We start from the raw sequence: 19117 nt of genomic DNA, 5'->3' as shown, positions 1-19117 counted from the left end.
GCTTGAAGATTGAGTATGGTTGACTTTTTATAAAGAGCCCAATCTTCAATTTTTAATTTTTAAATCTTTAATCCTTTATCCCTCTAAACATTTGTGATAATTTCATATCGGCTATATCTTAATGGCTATGAGAAAGCTTACCCCAACCGAGCGAAAAATTTTGGACCGGCTTATTTTTCCTGAACCCTTTGAAGTGATTCAGGAGGAGACTGAGCTGGAGTATGGAGAAATAAGGGACGATCTTATCAACCTCATCAATTCAAGGCTGATAGAGACCGTAAATACCGATCAGCCCTTTGACAACGCACTCCCTTTTTATGATTCAGATAACCTGAGAGAGTGTACGTTTAGAATTACCAAATCCGGAATAAAACACATGCGGCAGAACAAATGAAATTTCAGGCAACCCTGGGCGAAAATGCCCGCGACATCACCTTAAATCCCGAAGCAGGTACCTATACCAGTGAGGAGAAGTCGGGCGATTACACTTTTGAATACGTAAACGGCCGGTATCTTTTACGTACGGGAACAAAAACCTACAAAATTGATAATGTATCCTACGAAGGTCATGCCATCGAATTTACGATGAATGGCGTTTGGCATTCGGTAGAGGTTAAAGATGAACAGGAGTTGCTCTTAGATCGCCTCGGCTTTAAAACCGGCGCTGCTGCTGCCGAAGGTATTCTGAAAGCCCCGATGCCAGGTAAAATCCTGGAAATTATGGTAGCCGAAGGAGATGAGGTAGAAAAAGATCAGCCCGTGGTAATCCTCGAAGCCATGAAAATGGAAAACGAGTTAAAAGCCCCTATAAGCGGAACCATTGACAGCATCTCGGCCGAAGTCGGGCAATCACTAGAAAAAAATTCACCCATATTGGAGATCGAAGCTCTTGGATAAATTTGTTGTTGAAGGCGGACAATCACTGAAAGGAACTATTCCCATAAGCGGCTCAAAAAATGCCGCTTTGCCCCTGATGGCCGCTTCGTTACTTGGCAGTACTCCCACCACCATTCGAAATATTCCACGCCTGAAGGATATTTATACCTTCAATAATGTGATTCGTGTATCCGGCGCGCAGGTTGACTTTGAAGAGGAGCAGAATATTCTTCGAATCGATCCGGCGCATGTAAATCACCTGGAAGCTCCCTACGATTTGGTTCGCAAGATGCGGGCTTCTTTTTATATGCTGGGCGCTTTGGTTGGCCGGCACGGAGAGGCCAAAGTCTCACTTCCTGGCGGATGTGCATGGGGACCTCGTCCCGTTGATTTACACCTCAAAGGCATGGAAGCCATGGGCATTGATATTTCCCTGGAAAAGGGCTATGTGATTGCCAAAGCGGATGATAAGATTGAGGGGGGCAGTTTCAAGCTTGAACCCAGCAGTGTGGGAGCTACCGTAAATTTATTGCTGGCTTCCGTCTTAAAAGCAAAGAAATTCACCATCAAGAATGCTGCCAAAGAGCCGGATGTGGTGCAGCTCTGCAACCACCTGGTAAAAATGGGATCGATCATTGATGGCATTGGGACCGATACGTTGACGGTCCGCGCTGTGGATGAGTTGAAGGGCGTGGATGTTTCCAACGATCCCGATCGCATCGAACTGGGTACCTTTATGATTGCCGGTGCCATGATTCCGGGATCAGAACTGACCCTTACCGGTTGCAATCCGGAACAGCTCGGAAACTTCACCAAAAAGTTGAAAAAGACAGGCGCAGAAGTTTCGGTGGAAGGTACCATCATCAAAGTAAAAGCTCCCGATGTGCTGAAACCGGTGTCTCTGAAAACGGAGATCTATCCCGGCTTTCCCACCGACCTACAGGCACAATGGGCCACAATGATGACCCAGGCAGATGGCACCTCCAAAGTAACCGATACCGTTTATTTTGATCGCTTTAGTTACGTGCCCGAACTAGTGCGTCTGGGTGCAGATATGGATGTAGAGAAGAATACGGTTACCATCAAAGGTAAAACCCCGCTCACGGGTGCCTCCGTGATGAGCACAGATTTGCGTGCCAGTGTGAGCTTGGTGTTGGCTGCTCTTGCTGCTGAAAATGGTTCAGAAGTGCTGCGTATTTATCACTTGGACCGGGGGTATGAATCTCTGGAGGATAAGTTGAAAGCCGTTGGTGCTAACATCCGTCGGGTGGATGAAGACTAGTCAGAACTGAAGCAGGAGCTTCACACGAGCGTTCACCAAGCTGGAGCTTGGGAACGAGGATAAAATAACCAGATCGGACGGAAGGCAAAGCCTTCTGGGACTTTTACTTTTCAAGTACAACTTGAAAAGATCGGAGCTTGATAATGAGTTTGGACAAGATTAAAATATTCAGCCGTCTCGCTCCATACGCTCTGCGTTGGAGCGGATATAACTACTCCTTCAAATCCGCAATTTTGCTACCTGCTTCCTGCCGTCGCTCGCAGGCTTCCTTATCCTGGCAGCTGCCGAAGAAGTGAAGGGAGTGCCCGTCAATATTCATATCGTGGATTTCGGAAAGCATGCGCTGTATTTCACCCACGCGAGGATCACAAAACTCGAGCACGTGTCCACAATCTCTGCAGATGATGTGATCATGCTGTTGATAGGCGTAAGCGCGCTCATAATAATACTGGCTTTTACCAAACTGCTGGCGCTGAACCAGGCCACACTCAACCAACAGGTCGAGCGTATTATAAACCGTAGCGCGTGAAACCCGCTGTCCGGCTTCTTTCATGTTGAAGTAAATATCGTCGGCGTCAAAGTGTCCGTCGGAGGTGTAAATTTCCTCTAATACCATGAAACGCTCCGGGGTCTGCCGTTGATTACGTTCCTTAAGGTAGGAGCGAAAAATCTCCTTTACTAAATTAACTGTATCTTCGTGTGCTGGATGTGCCATGTGTACTCTTTTAAATTCGCTTAAATATACGATTTGTAAACTTGCTTATGAAACCCGTGCTTTTGATTTCAAGAATATTATATTTCGCCGGAGTTATTAAACGGAATAAATCAGCCTGATATGCCTACAACTGTCGCTTTTGAAACACTGACTGAATTATTTTTAAATCTTTCGCGCAAATACAAGAACGCGGGAAAGGCTGCTTTCTACTATAAACCCACCCCGGATTCGGAATATCAGCCCATTTTCTGGAAACAGGTTAGTGACGATGTGTATTCCATAGCGGCTTATCTGCTGGAACAAGGCATCCAAAAAGGAGATCGCGTGGGCATACTTAGCGAGAACCGCTATGAGTGGGCCGTAGTTGATTTGGCTACGCAGCTGATCGGCGGTATCAATGTGTCGCTTTATACAACTTTGCCGGCCGGACAGTGCGAGTATATTCTGCAGGATTCAGGCGCTAAAATATTTTTTGTATCCACTGGGCTGCAGCTAAAGAAAGCCGTGGAAGTATTTGAAAACTGCGAAGAGCTCAAGGAAGTAGTGGCTTTTGATCAACCCAAGTTAGAGCATCTTGCAGAAGAAGAGTATGTGCGGATGTTCGAGGATGTATTGTCAAAAGGAGGCAAACATCTTTCCAAGAAAAGCGAAACGATTAAAAAGCGCAGTTTGCAGGTGCATCCTGAAGATGTGGCTACCCTCATTTATACATCCGGTACCACCGGGAAGCCCAAGGGAGCCATGCTCACACATCACAATATTGTGAGCAATGTAAAAGCGGCTACCCAACATATTTACTGGGATGATAAGGACCGCTTGCTTTCCTTTCTGCCCCTGTGCCATTCTTTTGAGCGTACGGGCGGTTACTATGCAATGATCTCCAGCGGGGTGGAAATTTACTATGCAGAAAGTGTGGATACGGTATCCAAGAACATGCCAGAAGCCAAACCTACCATCATGATTAGCGTGCCTCGCTTGTTTGAAAAGATGTACAATCTGATTGTGAAAAGTGTGGAAGAGGGCAGCGATACCAAGCAAAAGATTTTTAACTGGGCGGTTGAAACCGGCCGGCGCTATGCAGAGGGTGAACGCGGACTGATATCACTCCAAAAGAAAGTAGCGGACAAACTGGTGTTTGATAAGTTGAAGCAGCGCACGGGTGGACATGTTCGCTTATTTGTATCCGGCGGAGCGGCACTGCCTCCTGAAATTGACACTTTTTTCCAGTGTGCGGGGATGAATATCCTGCAGGGTTACGGGCTAACGGAAACTTCGCCGGTGATGGCGGTCAATCAACCGGGTAAAGAGCGGGTGGGAACCGTAGGTACAATTATTCCAGGCGTTACTGTGGGCATTCAGAACCTTGAGGACGGGAAAATTACTGCGCAGATAAGTGGAGAAGATTATCCCACGGATATTACCAGCCCGGAAGGGGAGATTCTATGTAAAGGTCCCAATGTGATGAAGGGATACTGGAACAATCAGGAAGCAACTGACGAGATGATAGATGAAGACGGCTGGCTACACACCGGAGACGTTGGCAAGTTTGATAAGGGCTACCTTAAAATCACTGATCGTATTAAGCATATGATTGTGAATGCCGGGGGTAAAAATATTTACCCGGGACCTATTGAAGATATGTTAAAAACCAGCAAGTGGATTGATCAGATTGTGGTGGTTGGTGAAGCACAGAATTATATGGCGGCCATTATTGTGCCTGATTTTGAAGCGATTGCCAAGTTTGCCCGCGAGAATGGACTCAAATACTCAGGCAACGAGGAATTGATAGCCCTGGATGAGATAAAAGAAATCTACAAAAAAGAAATTCGCTCCTTCTCCAAGGATCTGGCCTCACACGAAAAAATCCGGGATTTCCGACTGGTGGCGAACGAGTTTACGGTTGAAACCGGCGAAATCACTCCAACCCTAAAAGTTAAACGCCGTGTTATTGCAGATAAATACGGCCACCTCATTGAGGATATCTTTAAAGACGATGAGTAAGGTGGTTACGGGTTACGGGTTACGGGTGGTTCCTCTGGATCTTTTGAGGTTGAACCTCAAAAGCGCAAGCCCTGTGAGGCTGTGCCTCACATTGAAGTGATTGAAAATGGGATCATTGTAAATTAAATCTCATAATACCAAGAGTTTTCCTTCAGAAGCATAAGCTCTTAAAGTCTTTGCCTTACCTCATTAAAACTTCCCTCCCTGTTTCATTCGCAAGACGCGCTTGCTCATGAAACGGTCCCTCCAGCGGGACACATTCTTTCAAAAAAATGGACTTTTGGACTATTATTAGATTTTGAATCACCCCAAAAACGGAAGGTTATTGCCGATAGCTTTAAAAAAAGGCGTGTAAGGTACCGAACTCATAATCTTCAAATCCTGCCTGAAACTGGTTTGCTCTCCCAAAAAGCGGAAGATATCATCAAAGTGATTTTTCTTAAACAGAGAACGAAAAACCTGTAAACTTTCTTCGGTAGAATTAGATAGAATATGCAGCAGCAACAGGTCGTAATACCTGTACTTGAGCTTGGATAAAGAAGGAGCTGACGGTGACTTACCCTGTACCAATTGTTCAGCCAGCTGTTGGGTATACGCTTGTATCCGGGTAAAAGTGTAGCCGGTGCTCGGTTTCGTCTGCCCGCCCACCGAGCCCAGGTTGATGATGTTATTTTCGTAATAAGGATGATAGGGACGGTCTTCCATCGGTATTACGCCATCTTCCTTTCGAATCACCTTGTAATCCGATTTATCCAGCCCAAAATGAAAGTATAGATATTCTTTGATGTGCTTCTTATACACTTTTCGAGGCAAGAGATCTTCAGAGAATACGGTGAACTCAAGCAGGGCTTTTTTCAGACCATAAGGCAACACATACATAAACCCTACGCCCGGAGAAAAATCTTCATTGAAATCCATGAGTGTAAAGGTTTCCGGATCAAAAGCCGTCTCATTGGTTTCGATCTCCCAGCCCAGGAAATGCTGTTTCAGGGGATATTTGATATCATCAGCATCCAGATTTTTTGGTTTTAATACACTTTGAAAAATATGGTTAGCCAGGTAGCTGTCTCCCCCTTTGGTAAGCATAATGGCTTTATTCTTGTAGGAGGAGAAATCCAGAATATTATCTTCGAGTAAATCAAAGTTTTTGAAGGATCTGAGCCCGGTGAGTACATATTCCCTGAAATCACCGCTACGGATGCAGTAATAGGTGTATTCATTCAAATATCTGAAGGTGCTGTAATCCAGGGCGGAAACCCAGGTTTTTTTCCATCGCTTGTAGATGATCTCCTTGAAAGGCGGTTCGTCTTTGGTCCAGAAGCACCAGGTTTTATCGTTGGTAGGCGCAAAAGTAGCATCTGCCACCAGAACCTGTCCCTTATAGCCGCCCTGGGCCAGGTACCAGGCCAGGCTTAATCCCGAAAGTCCGCCCCCGGCAATGATGATATCGTACTTGGCCTCAATCTTCAAAAGAGTGGTCCCCCGGCAAAAAGCGGATCATATAAAAATAACATACACTTGGTTTTATACTTTTTTTCATCAACAGTGGGGATGTGGCTTAAGTTCGCTACAGGTATTGATTATATTCCATCAAACCGAAAAAGAAAAATTAGAACTATGATTGATCTACGCAGCGATACCATCACCCGGCCAACCCAGGAAATGCTTGAGGTAATGATGGCAGCGGAAGTTGGGGATGATGTATTTGGGGAAGATGAAACCGTAAATGAATTTCAGGAAAAGGTAGCTAAGTTGTTTGGGATGGAAGCCGGACTTTTTGTGCCCAGCGGAACCATGAGTAACCAATTGGGCGTGAAAGTGTTAACGGAACCCGGTGATGAAATTCTGATCGATAAAAAAGGCCATATTTTTAATTACGAAACCGGGGCCGCTTCGGCTCTTTCGGGCGTTCAGATTAAAACCCTGAATGGTAGCAAAGGGAAATTAAGTACGGATGTTTTGGAGCACAGTGTACGCGGAGGTTACGATTGGGAACCCAGAACCCGTGTGGTTTGTCTCGAAAATTCTACCAATAAAGGTGGTGGCGTGTGCTACACTGAAGAAGAACTGAGCGATATCAAAGAGTATGCTGACGAGCATAAGCTTGCGGTGCATCTGGATGGAGCCCGAATCTGGAATGCCATGACGGCCACGGATATCAATCCTGCTTTCTTCGGGGAGATTGCAGATACGATCTCCGTTTGTTTTTCTAAAGGATTAGGAGCCCCGGTGGGTTCCATGTTGCTTTCATCCAAAGAGCATATTGCCAAAGCGCGACGGTATCGTAAAATGTGGGGCGGGGGAATGCGGCAAGTTGGGCTCCTGGCTGCTGCGGCCGATTATGCCCTGGAACATAACTGGGGGAAGCTGGCCGAGGATCATCGCCGGGCCCGTGAAGTGGCAGAGGTAATTTATAACAGCGACAAGCTTGCCGTTGATATGAATAGCCTGCAAACCAATATCCTGCTTTTTGATACGGTACATGAGGCGGCGGCTGACGTTTTAGAAAGACTGAAAGAGGAAGGCATTTTGATGACGCAATTTGGTCATAAAACCATACGTGCTACTTTCCATTTTCAAATCAGCGAGGAGGAAGTGGAGAAAGTAAAAGAAGTACTGGCTGAGTTTTAGGCATCTTTGCAGGACCAGAATAGAGTAACCCAAAATAAAAAAAGACCCGGTGGCTATTTGATGTAATCAAAGAGAAGCCAGCGGGTCTGTTTGGTCTTATCAGTAGTATGGAGGACTAAAAATAAACGGAAAGGCCAAAAGCTACGCCATTGCCACCGAAGGATATGCCTTTACCATATTGCTTATCCGTAGTAGTTTCAGTTGTTGAAATCAGGTCTTTTTGTTTCATTTTTCGATGTTGGTAGTAACCTGAGACAGAACCTCTGTATTCAGCATGCATGCTGATTGAAGGGTGAAAAAACCATTCAACGCCAAAGTAGCCCAACACTCCAAGACCAATATTGTAATATCTTTGAGTTTCTAATTGATTTTGACTTTCATTCTTATCTTTGTTTTTCTCATAGAAGTAAGAAAATTCCGGTCCTATCCCATAATAGGCTTTTATTGGATTATCGGTGGTAATATAATTTTTCCAGGTAAATGAAAATTCTGCCCTGCTATTGGTCCGTTTATCTTCTGATTCAGAATTTTGATATTCTGAATTTAAGTCATTGAGCAAATTACTAATACTCACACCAATACGGTGGGCTCTTTTCTCTGTTACCTGATTTTGAAGCGAGAGGGCTGAACCTTCAAAAGACCCGAGAGTAAAGTTATCTGTGATTTGAAATTGCAGAGCTTTATCGCCGGGTGCAGGTGCATGGGTATCATCACTATTACTTTGGGCAAAAGTTGATATAGAGGTTGCGAGGGAAAGCAAAAGTGTAACCGCGAAAACTGAAATCTTGACTATATGTTGCATGATGTGATTTTAAGTTAAGGTGGAAAGTAAAAGTGCAAATCCGTAACCCGTTTTTAAAAACATATTTATGTGAATATTGCACTTATAATAGTATAATTAATTCAAACGGTATTTATTATTAATTATTTTAGTTCTTGATAAATATTTTAGAATAGAGGACTAAATGGTGTTACAACTGTTTTTTTGGATGGTCAGATAATTATAGAATAGGTCGCTTCAAAGTTGATGAAGGGAGACTGGAAGTTGGACTTAATGGTTTTTTATCGAATAAGCAGGGAGTTGATTACAACTTCTAACAAACTTCTCACCAAAATTTGCGTAATTGTGCGAGACCCGAAATTTAATCTATCCACTATGAAAGCATTCCCAGCCCTCCTGATTTTTTGTTGTACCCTGATTGCTACTGCTATTGAACCTGTTCAAGCTCAAGAACAGGATGAACAAGCCGTAATTACGGTGATTGAGCAACTTTTTGATGGCATGCGCGCCAGCGATAGCACCATGGCAGGCGGTGCGTTTACCAGTGATGCTCTTATGCAAACGATAGTAGAAAATGAAGCCGGCGAGGTGGAGATAAGAACCGGCAAGTTGGAAGCTTTCCTGAATGCCGTTGGTTCCCCGAAGGAGTTAATTTGGGACGAAAAGATTCTGGATTATGTTATTAAAATAGATGGGAAACTGGCTACTGCCTGGACGCCTTATGAGTTTTATCGCGGCGAAGAATTTTCACATTGCGGAGTAAATGCGTTTCAACTCATAAATAATGATAAAGGCTGGCAAATTTTTGCTATCGTGGATACCCGCCGTACAACCAATTGCCCACAATAACTTTTAGAGGATTCGATTATGAAATATGCCGTATTGATTTTTGCCGCTCTTCTGGTTCAACCGCTATCAACCCAAGCACAACAAAAAGCTGATTTTTCAGCTGATGTGGAAAACATAGATAATCTGATAGAAGCTTTATATGCTACTATTTCCGGTGAAAAGGGAGAGCCGAGACAGTGGGATCGTTTTAGAAATCTGTTTATCCCTGAGGCACGTCTGATTCCAACAGGAGAAAATGAAGATGGGAAAAATACCTACCGTGTGATGAATCCGGAGGAATTCATTGAAAATACCAATGAATATTTTGTAGAAAACGGTTTCTATGAATATGAGTTATCCCGTGAAGAACATCATTATGGGAGGGTAGTGCACCTTTTCAGTACTTATGCATCCAAACGGAGCAAAGCTGATGAAGAACCTTTTAACAAAGGTATCAACAGCATACAGCTTTTTAACGACGGAGAGCGCTGGTGGATAGTTACGATATACTGGGCGCATGCCTCAGAAGCTAATCCTATCCCTGAAAAATATCTGGATTAACTTGGGATAAGCTATTTATTCCTGGTCTTGCAGCAAGCGATCTATGACACTTGCTTTATCCTGATCCACATACATGCCGTAAGAGATAATCAGGGTGCCTCTAACGTCATCATCAGCTTCAATGGCATACACGGTGGCCTCGCTGCCGGGATCGGTGCCTTGATCAAAACTGTGAGTTTCTTTGATAACCAAGTCGTCTGGTTTGTACTCCTTAGACAGTTTTTTACAGGTTATGCAGTTATCCCCCAATTCAAAAGTATGGGTGTAACCCTTGTCTTCCAATGATTCGGTGGCGTCGGCTAAATCTTTATACATAACTATATTAATTTGTTGTTACTCTTATAGTTATAAAGCCTGATACGAACAAAAAGTTCCAACACAGTGAGTGAAAGGCATAAAAAAAAAGCCGCTTAAAAAAGCGGCTTTTTATAAAAACGTAGAGCTATAAAAATTAGTCCTTGTTTTTGATATCCTGGATTTCCAGACGGATTTCCTGGGCTAATTTTTTAAGTTCTTGAAGGCCTTTACGGGCACGTGTACCGGCCGCTTTGTTTCCTTTCTCGTAGAATTTTTCCATTTCTACTGCGGTTTCGTCTACGAGGTTTTTTATTTCTTCAACTCTGCTCATTAATAGCTCCGTTAAATTATTTTTAGGTTAAATATTTCTGTTTTCAGAAAGTGCGCTGAAGCTATTGATTCGGGCATTTTGAATCAAATTAGAAAGTGCTTTTTTGCATTAGAATTGCAGTTTTTTTCAATCTAAGGGCTGATTTTTGTCACTTTTTTGAGATTTGGCCACTGAGCGAAGGCTGTAGCGGTGGTAACATGTACCGGAAAGTCGAAATTTTGGAATTCTTCGGGGAGTGTTTCTTCCTCAAATCTGGTAGGTAAATCTTCCCAGCGGTACTCTTTATTGTTATCAGAGAGAATGATTTCATCTTTCTCCTTCCTCGAAAAAAGTAACACATCGGGCTCATCCAGGGAGCGGGAAAGCACTTTCACTACTTCCGGTAATGGTACATGTACAACCTCATCATCTTGTTCCACTAAACTGGAAACCAGAAGATGCGGGCTGTCATGCAATTCATTCAATACTTCTTTGCTTAATTGTACCGTTCCTGCTTCTTTTTTTATCAATCCTTTTTGATAACCATGCACGCCAATGGTTGAAATGCCCTGATCAGCAAACAGCCCGACAAGCCTTCGGTTCAAGTCTTTAATGGCCCGCAGTCGCGCATCTTCCCTCATCATACCAGTTTGGATTAGGCGGTCGGTGTACGGACTGTCACTGTGTACAATGATTCCCTTTCGGCTGCCATGCTGGGCCAGAGATTTAGCAAAAGCAGTGAGAAATACCGAATTATCCAGGTGTTCCCGGTCTAATACGGCGATGTATTGTATAGGCATAAAAGTTTTGCAGTTAATTTGGTTGCAAGATTACTGTAAGTGGCACTCGAATAAATGAACTAAAAAGCTATGTATGTAAGCTTATTTTTTTAAACTGGATGTTTTGAAGCTGAAAGGAAGTAAGTCAGCTGACAAGTGCTTGGACAGAGATCCATCGGCATGGTATAAACTCAATTCATGATAAGGCATCATTTCGGTCACTACCTGTCGGCAGGCTCCGCAAGGACTGCTAAATTCACCCTTGAGGGTATGAACGTCCATCCGTTTAAATTTGCTGATTCCGGCAGCCTTGGCTTTTGCAATGGCCACGCGTTCGGCACAAAGTCCCATGCTCCAGTCACTCACTTCTACATTTACGCCCTCAAAGTATCCACCCTCAACAAATAAAATAGCTGATACCGGGAAATCGGAATTAGGAGTTACCGCACGGTTGATCAGGTTTTTGAGCTCTTCCTGGGATGAAAAATCCTCAGGTTCTTCTTTAAAGCACGAAGTCAGCTTATCCAGTGGTGGTTCGTCTGTTTTAATGATTTCCAGATCAAACTCATCTTTCCAGTAGCTAAGTTGATCGGCATCGATTTGGAGGGGCAGAAATACCCGTATCGGTGTTTCACCCTCACTCAGACAGATACTGCATGCGGCCTGAAGTGAAGAAATGGTAACGGGATAAGAAATATTCTCGATGCGTACGCCTGCAAAGAAATTTCCTTTGTCAGATTCTACAATACAAGCTTTTGCTGCTTCAGAGTAGGGGACATAAGCATTTTCTAGTAATGAATTCCAGCTCATAAGTGTGTTATTTTGTAATTGATGAAAAGGCAATATCAGCTATTTCAGCTCTGATTTGACTTATGGTTTTTCCATAAGATCGATGAGGAAATGTTCGGTTTGTCAATAAGATGATAGTCATATTTTTTTTCCGGTCTATCCACAAACTAGTACCGGTAAATCCAAGATGCCCAAAAGTATCGTCGCTGGCAAGTGATCCGGCCGTTGAAAATCCCTGCCCGCTTTTGCGGTCAAATCCAAGCCCACGGGTATTGTGTGCTGATTGATCTTTAGTAAATAGTTGGACGGTTTCGGGGCTGAGATACCTTCTGCCGGCATAAGTTCCTTCATTCAAGAGCATGGTGCTAAACTTGGCCATATCCACCACAGATGAAAACAGGCCGGCATGTCCGGCAACGCCATCCATAAACCAGGCGCGTTCGTCGTGCACGCGTGCCTGAACCAGACCGCGGTCAAACACAGTATCAATTTCTGTGGGTGGGATGCGCCGTATCAGCCAGCTGCTGTTTTTTACCGGGTTGAAATAGCTGGAATACATGCCCATCGGGTAATAGAATTCATCGCGGGCATAACGGTCCAGTGGTTTGCCGGAAACTTCATGAATAATTTCACCAAGTAAGATCATGCCCAAATCACTGTACACATATTTGCTCCCGGGTTCATAGGTCAGGGGTTCATTCTTGATGGCTTCTATGATAGCTTGACGGCTTTTCAGTGAATCTACATACACGCGGAAGGGAGGTAATCCGGATTGATGCAAGAGCACATCGCGAATGGTAATATCAGCTTTTCCATCGGTTTTAAACTCCGGAAAGAATTCAGCCAAACGGTCATCGAGGCCCAGTTTACCTTCGTCAACCAGCTTCATGGTAGAAGCGGTGGTAGCCATTACCTTTGTGATGGATGCCACATCGTAGGTGTCTGTGGCGCGTATAGCTTCGGTTTTGGAGTAATCCTGGTAGCCGAAGCCCTGGTGATATGCCAGTACGCCATCCTTCACAACGCCAACAGTCGCTCCGGGAAATACAGAATCACGGATAGCTTCACGCAGCACGTTATCAATTTCATACAGTTTTTCCGGTTCCAGTCCCACATCCTGTGGGTTACCAAAACGAAGTGCCGTATGCTTGATGTTAATTCCATCTCCCAAAGCATACAGGCCAGGGATATCTATCGGCAAAGTCGCTTTAACAGCAGAAGCGCCAAATAAGGCCGGGGCTACGGCATCTACCTGTTCGCCGGTATTATACCAACCCTGTACGTGCACATCGGCCTGTTTCATATCACTTAATACATAAGGATTGCCGAATGAAACCAATATGTTGGGCTTGCCGGTATTTGCAAGCTTATCCAAAAAATTTTGCTGTCCTCTTGAAAGGTGAATAGATTGTCCATAGCGAAGATAGATAAAGGAGCCAATGATAATCAGATCAGCCTGCCGGGCTTGTTGTAACATCACTTGCTTGTCTCGCTCGGAAGTCCGCTCATCATACACATGATAAGACACATCGGGATGATAATTGCGAAGCTCGAGTACAAAACTGGAGCCGGTTCGTCCCGATTGATCGTCTGCCAGGGCCACTACCATAATCTCGGGATACTCAGAAGGCTGGATGGGAAGAATGTTATTCTCGTTTTTCAGGATGGTAACGGATTCTCTTGCAATGCGGTCGGCTACTGCTTGATGGTAGGGAGTGTTTATACGTGAATCGAGGCTTTCCAAATTCACAAGGTTATCCGATTCAAACAGGCCGTACAATTGCTTCCAGGCCATCAGCTTTCGGAATGATTGGTTGATACGTTCTTCAGAGATATCGCCCTTTTTTACTGCATCAATTACTTCATCAACAGCGGTGTACACATCGGGACTGATCAGCATGATATCGGCTCCGGCCTGCAGGGCTTCAACAACAGCTTCACCGGGGGAATATTTTGAGGTGATACCGCGCATTTCAAGTCCGTCAGTCACCACCATACCCTGAAAATTCAGGGAATCTCTGAGGATGTCTCCAAGAATGGCGGGGTCCAAGGTTCCAGGCACATAATCATCAGAGCCGATATTTGGAAATGCAATGTGAGCACTCATGATACTGGGAATACCCTGCCGGATAGCAGCTTTGAAGGGTGACAGTTCAAGCGAGTCCAGTCGCGGATATTTGTGCCGCACAACCGGCAGGTCGTGATGAGAATCTACATCCGTGTCTCCATGACCGGGAAAGTGTTTCGCAGTAGCCACCAGCTGTTCACTTTGTACGCCCTGCATAAAAGCCGTGCCAAAAGTGGTTACGATATCCGGATCTGCAGAAAACGAGCGCACATTTATAACCGGGTTTTCCGGGTTGTTGTTTACATCAAGAACCGGTGCATAAATTTGATGCACTCCAAGAGCCTTGGCTTCCAGGGCGGTGATCTTGCCCATCATGAACGCATTGCGCTTGTTACCGGAAGCGGCCACGCCCATTGCCGGAGTAAACCGGGTGGTGCCGGAAACCCGCATAGCTGCTCCAAACTCCATATCCTGCGAAATCCAAAGCGGAAACTTTGCCATGCGTTGCAGTTTATTGGTTAACACCGCTTGTCCATAAATATCACCCTGCATAAAAATGATGCCACCTACATGATAATCCTGCACCATGTTTTCCAGCTCTTTGAAGGTGCGGCTTTTTTTGCTGGTGAAGTCTCCGTAAGCGGGGATAAAGAAAAGTTGTCCTACTTTCTGTTCCAGTGAGGTATTGGCCACCAGAGAATCGAGATATACTTCAGAGTTTGGGTCGAGGAGCTGTGACTGATTGCTTTTCAATGTCTGCCCAAAAAGGAATTCCGAAATTCCTTGGGCAGTGGCCGGATACGAGCCGTTCATCAGCAATAGTAGCGCTGTTATAAAAGCCGTCTTGATACTGCTCTTCATAGGATGTTATAAAACCGTAAATGATGAATAACTATAGGGGTGAAATGTACGTGATAGTAACAGACTACGCCAATGGTTTATTTCATAAGGGATGTAATGGTAATTGAGCGATATGTTGATTTAGTGAATTTATTGGCTCTTGGAACCGAGGTCCGTTATATAGTCTGCCTTCTTGTTTTACTGTGATATCTGTGGCTTTGTGTGATATAGTGATGTGTTGGCTATAAATGTGAAAGATGATTTGGTCAGCTACAGGGAAAATACAAACCCGGTATTTCCCCTCCTGGGAGGGGATTAAGGGGAGGGTAAATGTTGCAAAGGATTTAGAAATTTGAATACGGTAAAGTTTCATTCCAAGACAGAGTGTGTGGAACGAGGAGGGCGTATTTTCGATAGCCTCAATCTGAAAAACCAAGATGGGCAGTGTTAAATGAGGCAAGGTACAACCTTGCTGCGCTTTTTCTTTTGAAGTAGAACTTCAAAAGATCGGAGAGATTTCGATTGGAGAAGTAATCAAATGATCGGTTCCAGATATCTTTATCAACCTTTACAGAAATTGCTATCTTAGCGCTTTATTTCTACACGCAAAATGCTCATCATTAGGCCATGATTAGTGACGATAAAAAGGAAGAAGTACGCGCCGCGGCCGACATCGTAGAGGTTGTATCCGACTATGTGAAGCTGAAAAAATCCGGCAGCGGTTTTGTAGGGCTATGCCCCTATCATGACGAAAAAACGCCTTCTTTCAACGTCACTCCCCGACTTGGGATTTTTAAATGTTTTGGATGCGGGGAATCCGGCGATGTATTCAAGTTTGTGATGGACCAGGAGGGCGTAGGCTTTACCGAAGCAGTACGTCAGCTGGCCGAGCGCTATGGCGTGTTCATCCCCGAAGAAGACAATGAGGAGCCCAGCGAAACCACCCAGTTGCGCGAAGGCATTTATCACGCTCTCAAATTTGCCGGCGTATTCTTTTATCGGAACCTGATCGAAAATAGTGAGGCAGAGAAAGCCCGGAAATACCTGGAAAAACGAGGATACAACCGGGAAGTGTATAAGAAGTTCGGCTTAGGTTATGCTCCCTCTGATGGCGAAGCGTTGTGGAAAGCCGCCCAAAATGCCGGTATCGATGATGAATACTTGGTAGAAGCCAATCTTATCAAACCAAGTAATCGCGGAAGCGGCTTCTACGATACTTTTCGCGGGCGACTGATGTTCCCCATTTTCAACCCCACAGGCAAGGTGATTGCGTTTGCGGGACGGGTTTTGGGGGATGAGAAAACGGCCAAATATATCAACTCGGCACAAACCAAAGTGTACAACAAAAGCGAGGTGGTGTATGGCGTCAATTTTGCGAAAAATGAAATTCGTAAAAACAAGGAAGTAATTCTCGTTGAGGGCTACACCGATGTGATTACGCTGAATGAGCACGGTATCGGAAATGTGGTAGCCAGTAGTGGCACCTCGCTTACCGTCGGACAGATGAAGATTCTACACCGTTACGGCGAGCGCATTGTGATGATTTATGACTCGGACAGCGCGGGACAAACGGCCATGAAGCGTGGGATAAATATTGCCCTGGCTGAAGGGATGGAAGTTGAATTACTGGAACTTCCGGAAGGGCAGGATCCCGATTCGTTTGTGAAGCAGTTTGGGAAGGAATCTTTTGATGAACTGAAGAACGAAGAGGCCGCGGATTTTGTGGACTTCCTGTTGCTAAAGGCAGAAGAAGAAGGTCGCATGGCGAAACCGACCGAGAAGCCTAAAGTAATTACCGAAGTGCTGGAGGCTATCGCCAATATCCCGGATACCATTCAACGGCAGGTGTATGTGCAGTACCTGCATCAGCAAATACAGAAATTCCAGAAGGTTAAAGAGTCAGATTTATTTGAGCAGCTGGAACGCGTGCTTGCAGAAAAGCGGCAGGAGGAACAACGCTCTGCCCGTCGTGAGCAGGCCCGGGAGCGAGCTCAGCAACAAGAGCAGCCACCGGTTCCTGAAGGTCCGGGGGATGATGACGTTCCTCCATTGCCGGGCACTTCGGCAAGGCCAAACCGGCAAGCGTCATCAACCCGAAAAAAGAAACCGCATTTTGAGAAAGAACTTATTCGTTTGATGATCACTTATGGGCGGGATATGGTGGAGTACATTTGTTCGTTTACCAATGCCAAGTTGTTTGAGGACGAGGAATTGCAGCAATTTTACGAGGATGTCACCGACCGGTTTAAGGAAGAAAAAGAGATCTCGATTCAGGTGTACTCCGGCAAAGAAGAGCCGTTTCCACGTCTGGTGGGTGATGTGTTGCTGGAGCAGCATACGGCCAGCGATCGACATGAGGAAAAAGTAGGGCTGAAGTATGAAAAGGATAAAAATCCTTATAAAACGGCGAAAAGTGCCATCCGGGCGACTCAAATTAATTTCTACAAGCGAAAGCTGAATGAGCTGGCTGATCGCATTGGATCATCCTCTGGTGATAAGCGCCTGAAGCTGATGGAACGCCAGAAAGACATCAAATCCAAGCTCACCCGCCGCGAAACCGCCGATCCCGATGATTTATTTCCCGATCCGGAAAAAGGTCTCCGCAAAGAGGACAACGACAAGGTGTTTGTGTACAAAATGAAGGGCGAGGAGTGATTGGGTGATGTAGCACGGCTCGCCGGAGCCGATGCAAGGTACAACCTTGACGGACTTTTTCCTTTTGAAGTAGAACTCCAAAAGATCTATTCATTTGGCCATGGTATTATAAACGCGGAATTTCCCCTCCTGGGAGGGGATTAAGGGGTGGGTAAATGTTACCAAGGATTTAAAACCTCGCATTCGGCACAATTCCGTTTCAACACAAACTTGAATACAGTTACATGCAAACACCTCTCCCGGCTAAAGCCGTACTCTCCTCAAGGAGAGACTTCTCTTGGGCGTTATCATCAAGTTAATGTTGAATTAGGAATAGTATTTTGAATTCCATTCAGGAAAAGTCCTTCCTTGAGGAAGGTGCCTTGGTTTTAACTCGTTAAAACCGGCGGAGGGTGTACGATGGTGATTGAAACTTAGACAATTTCGCCCGCCGAGAGGGCAGTGCTAACCAAGGCAAGGTACAACCTTGCCGGGCTTTTACTTTTGAAGTGCAACTTCAAAAGATCGCTTAAAGATCGCCTGAGATCTAAAAAAACACATAATGATCAGCGATCATCCGCCCAATCCGTGTTATCCGCGTTCCATTTCGATATCGCTAAAACAATAAGCTAATTGGAAGCAGTCACTTGATCACTTCCGGTGAGGGCGTAGATGAGGATGTTGGTGCCCATCCGGAAGGCTTGCTGGCGCAGGTTTTGGGGGGTGTTGTGTATTTCAGCATCGGCCCAGCCATCGCCTAAATTGGATTCGTAGGTGTAGAAGACAACCAGCCGTCCTTCGTAAAAAATGCCAAAACCTTGTGGGGGCTTGCCGTCGTGTTCGTGAATTTTGGGGACGCCATTTGGAAATTCGTACGCCTGATCGTAAATGGGATGACTAAAGGGAATTTCCACGAACTCTTCATCCGGGAATACGTCGTTCATGGCCGGACGGATATATTGATCCAATCCGTAATCATCATCAATGTAAAGAAAGCCGCCGTTTTGGAGGTACTCACGCACATTACGGGCTTCGGCTGCGTTAAGCGTGATGTTGCCGTGCCCGGTAAGGAAAACAAATGGATAGTTGTGCAAGTCTGTGCTGCCGAGGGATACATCCGAATAGGAGCCGGAAATATGCAGGGGAAAATTAGATTTGGCAAAACTCAGCAGGTTCGTCAGGGCAGAAGGATCGTTATACCAATCTCCGCCACCCCGGTATTTGGCTCGGGCTATTTCAACCTCGCCGGCAGATTGAGCCTCCGCTACTTGAAAACCAGTAAGAAAGGTGCAAAATACAAGTACGAAAGCAAGTAAACGCATGTTGATTAATTTTGGGATAGAGATAAATTTTAGGTACTATTCTAATCACCGCTAATAAAATATAGGGGTATGAGAGTCCTTTTCACAGTTTTGTTAACCTTTTTAACAGGTAGTTTAGTATTTGCTCAACAGGAGGTAATTCAGCCCCCTAATACCTTCCAATTAATCCCGCTCGTGGGGTAGGCTTACATGATTCCTTTATCTCCACAAACATACAGCAAGGCAATAATACCAGCATTGCAGCCGCCACTTTATTCCCTTCCCAAAACGGAAAATGGTTCCTTTCAGTAGGTGCCAATATTTATTCATCAGGTACTGTGTTAAAAATCAAGAGAAACTTCTATTTTATGTCTTCAAAGAACATCATGATGCCTTTGCATGTGATGTATCTACAGTAGCCTTG

The 19117-nt window shown here is 44.9% G+C and carries 17 protein-coding genes; 8 read left to right on the top strand and 9 right to left on the bottom strand.

The features are described from left to right. The first annotated feature begins 127 nt into the window (after window positions 1-127). The 3 genes from FN815_RS18210 to murA are packed head-to-tail and all read left to right on the top strand — an operon-like array spanning window position 128 to window position 2158. Window positions 128-394, top strand: a complete 267-nt coding sequence (locus FN815_RS18210) for a hypothetical protein (RefSeq protein ID WP_142456270.1) — start codon at window positions 128-130, stop codon at window positions 392-394. Then, window positions 391-897 (top strand): acyl-CoA carboxylase biotin carboxyl carrier protein subunit, encoded by a 507-nt coding sequence (locus tag FN815_RS18205; RefSeq protein ID WP_142456269.1) that lies wholly within the window; start codon window positions 391-393, stop codon window positions 895-897. Before FN815_RS18210 ends, FN815_RS18205 begins: the two co-directional genes overlap by 4 nt. Continuing rightward, a complete protein-coding gene (gene murA, locus FN815_RS18200) occupies window positions 890-2158 on the top strand; it encodes a UDP-N-acetylglucosamine 1-carboxyvinyltransferase (RefSeq protein WP_142456268.1) in 1269 nt (422 codons plus the stop codon). The genes FN815_RS18205 and murA overlap by 8 nt, the downstream gene beginning before the upstream one ends. A gap of 211 nt (window positions 2159-2369) precedes the next feature. On the opposite strand, the gene FN815_RS18195 is transcribed toward murA, so the two are convergent. Next, window positions 2370-2873 carry a Fur family transcriptional regulator gene (locus FN815_RS18195; RefSeq protein ID WP_142456267.1) on the bottom strand — a complete coding sequence of 168 codons (504 nt, stop codon included), beginning with the start codon at window positions 2871-2873 and terminating at the stop codon, window positions 2370-2372. Window positions 2874-2993: 120 nt separating this feature from the next. On the opposite strand from FN815_RS18195, the gene FN815_RS18190 reads away from it, so the two are divergent. Then, window positions 2994-4874 carry an AMP-dependent synthetase/ligase gene (locus tag FN815_RS18190; protein WP_142456266.1) on the top strand — a complete coding sequence of 627 codons (1881 nt, stop codon included), beginning with the start codon at window positions 2994-2996 and terminating at the stop codon, window positions 4872-4874. A 303-nt stretch (window positions 4875-5177) separates the two neighbouring features. On the opposite strand, the gene FN815_RS18185 is transcribed toward FN815_RS18190, so the two are convergent. After that, window positions 5178-6344 carry a lycopene cyclase family protein gene (locus FN815_RS18185; RefSeq protein WP_142456265.1) on the bottom strand — a complete coding sequence of 389 codons (1167 nt, stop codon included), beginning with the start codon at window positions 6342-6344 and terminating at the stop codon, window positions 5178-5180. A gap of 147 nt (window positions 6345-6491) precedes the next feature. Between FN815_RS18185 and FN815_RS18180 the strand changes: the two genes are divergently transcribed. After that, window positions 6492-7505: a threonine aldolase family protein gene (locus tag FN815_RS18180; RefSeq protein ID WP_142456264.1), complete on the top strand. Its 1014-nt coding sequence runs from the start codon at window positions 6492-6494 to the stop codon at window positions 7503-7505. A 115-nt stretch (window positions 7506-7620) separates the two neighbouring features. Here the strand turns inward: FN815_RS18180 and FN815_RS18175 are convergent, their stop codons facing one another. Further along, the gene (locus FN815_RS18175) at window positions 7621-8307 is read right to left on the bottom strand and encodes a hypothetical protein (protein ID WP_142456263.1); all 687 of its coding nucleotides are present in this window, start codon (window positions 8305-8307) and stop codon (window positions 7621-7623) included. A gap of 354 nt (window positions 8308-8661) precedes the next feature. On the opposite strand from FN815_RS18175, the gene FN815_RS18170 reads away from it, so the two are divergent. Both FN815_RS18170 and FN815_RS18165 read left to right on the top strand, forming a co-directional pair. After that, window positions 8662-9135: a nuclear transport factor 2 family protein gene (locus tag FN815_RS18170; protein ID WP_185957373.1), complete on the top strand. Its 474-nt coding sequence runs from the start codon at window positions 8662-8664 to the stop codon at window positions 9133-9135. An 18-nt stretch (window positions 9136-9153) separates the two neighbouring features. Continuing rightward, window positions 9154-9675, top strand: coding sequence for a hypothetical protein (locus FN815_RS18165; RefSeq protein ID WP_142456262.1), 522 nt, complete (start codon window positions 9154-9156; stop codon window positions 9673-9675). Window positions 9676-9690: 15 nt separating this feature from the next. Here FN815_RS18165 and FN815_RS18160 read toward each other — a convergent pair whose 3' ends face one another. The 5 genes from FN815_RS18160 to FN815_RS18140 form a co-directional block, all read right to left on the bottom strand. Beyond that, window positions 9691-9990 (bottom strand): hypothetical protein, encoded by a 300-nt coding sequence (locus tag FN815_RS18160; protein ID WP_142456261.1) that lies wholly within the window; start codon window positions 9988-9990, stop codon window positions 9691-9693. 136 nt (window positions 9991-10126) lie between these two features. Next, entirely contained in the window at window positions 10127-10303 is a 177-nt protein-coding gene (locus FN815_RS18155; RefSeq protein WP_142456260.1) for a histone H1, read from the bottom strand. A 131-nt stretch (window positions 10304-10434) separates the two neighbouring features. Then, on the bottom strand, window positions 10435-11082 hold the full coding sequence (locus FN815_RS18150; protein WP_142456259.1) for a hypothetical protein: 648 nt from the start codon (window positions 11080-11082) through the stop codon (window positions 10435-10437). 81 nt (window positions 11083-11163) lie between these two features. After that, window positions 11164-11871, bottom strand: coding sequence for a cytidine deaminase (locus FN815_RS18145; protein ID WP_142456258.1), 708 nt, complete (start codon window positions 11869-11871; stop codon window positions 11164-11166). A gap of 7 nt (window positions 11872-11878) precedes the next feature. Then, window positions 11879-14779: a serine hydrolase domain-containing protein gene (locus FN815_RS18140; RefSeq protein ID WP_142456257.1), complete on the bottom strand. Its 2901-nt coding sequence runs from the start codon at window positions 14777-14779 to the stop codon at window positions 11879-11881. Window positions 14780-15385: 606 nt separating this feature from the next. Between FN815_RS18140 and dnaG the strand changes: the two genes are divergently transcribed. Further along, complete coding sequence (dnaG, locus tag FN815_RS18135) at window positions 15386-17413, top strand: DNA primase (protein ID WP_142456256.1); 2028 nt, start codon at window positions 15386-15388, stop codon at window positions 17411-17413. 608 nt (window positions 17414-18021) lie between these two features. On the opposite strand, the gene FN815_RS18130 is transcribed toward dnaG, so the two are convergent. Continuing rightward, window positions 18022-18714: a DUF4159 domain-containing protein gene (locus FN815_RS18130; RefSeq protein ID WP_142456255.1), complete on the bottom strand. Its 693-nt coding sequence runs from the start codon at window positions 18712-18714 to the stop codon at window positions 18022-18024. Between the last annotated feature and the right edge of the window lie 403 nt (window positions 18715-19117).

Origin of the sequence: Gracilimonas mengyeensis (assembly GCF_900182705.1) — a bacterium.
In the GTDB taxonomy this organism is placed as follows: Bacteria; Bacteroidota; Rhodothermia; order Balneolales; family Balneolaceae; genus Gracilimonas; species Gracilimonas mengyeensis.
Note: the sequence above shows the minus strand (reverse complement) of the source record. Positions and strands in the feature narration are given on the sequence as shown.

What these genes read in the sequence shown, in the direction of transcription:
- FN815_RS18210 (WP_142456270.1), top strand. Translation starts at nt 128, where the DNA reads ATGAGAAAGCTTACCCCAACCGAGCGAAAAATTTTGGACCGGCTTATT.
- FN815_RS18205 (WP_142456269.1), top strand. Translation starts at nt 391, where the DNA reads ATGAAATTTCAGGCAACCCTGGGCGAAAATGCCCGCGACATCACCTTA.
- FN815_RS18195 (WP_142456267.1), bottom strand. Translation starts at nt 2,873, where the DNA reads ATGGCACATCCAGCACACGAAGATACAGTTAATTTAGTAAAGGAGATT.
- FN815_RS18190 (WP_142456266.1), top strand. Translation starts at nt 2,994, where the DNA reads ATGCCTACAACTGTCGCTTTTGAAACACTGACTGAATTATTTTTAAAT.
- FN815_RS18180 (WP_142456264.1), top strand. Translation starts at nt 6,492, where the DNA reads ATGATTGATCTACGCAGCGATACCATCACCCGGCCAACCCAGGAAATG.
- FN815_RS18175 (WP_142456263.1), bottom strand. Translation starts at nt 8,307, where the DNA reads ATGCAACATATAGTCAAGATTTCAGTTTTCGCGGTTACACTTTTGCTT.
- FN815_RS18170 (WP_185957373.1), top strand. Translation starts at nt 8,662, where the DNA reads ATGAAAGCATTCCCAGCCCTCCTGATTTTTTGTTGTACCCTGATTGCT.
- FN815_RS18165 (WP_142456262.1), top strand. Translation starts at nt 9,154, where the DNA reads ATGAAATATGCCGTATTGATTTTTGCCGCTCTTCTGGTTCAACCGCTA.
- FN815_RS18160 (WP_142456261.1), bottom strand. Translation starts at nt 9,990, where the DNA reads ATGTATAAAGATTTAGCCGACGCCACCGAATCATTGGAAGACAAGGGT.
- FN815_RS18155 (WP_142456260.1), bottom strand. Translation starts at nt 10,303, where the DNA reads ATGAGCAGAGTTGAAGAAATAAAAAACCTCGTAGACGAAACCGCAGTA.
- FN815_RS18150 (WP_142456259.1), bottom strand. Translation starts at nt 11,082, where the DNA reads ATGCCTATACAATACATCGCCGTATTAGACCGGGAACACCTGGATAAT.
- FN815_RS18145 (WP_142456258.1), bottom strand. Translation starts at nt 11,871, where the DNA reads ATGAGCTGGAATTCATTACTAGAAAATGCTTATGTCCCCTACTCTGAA.
- FN815_RS18140 (WP_142456257.1), bottom strand. Translation starts at nt 14,779, where the DNA reads ATGAAGAGCAGTATCAAGACGGCTTTTATAACAGCGCTACTATTGCTG.
- dnaG (WP_142456256.1), top strand. Translation starts at nt 15,386, where the DNA reads ATGATTAGTGACGATAAAAAGGAAGAAGTACGCGCCGCGGCCGACATC.
- FN815_RS18130 (WP_142456255.1), bottom strand. Translation starts at nt 18,714, where the DNA reads ATGCGTTTACTTGCTTTCGTACTTGTATTTTGCACCTTTCTTACTGGT.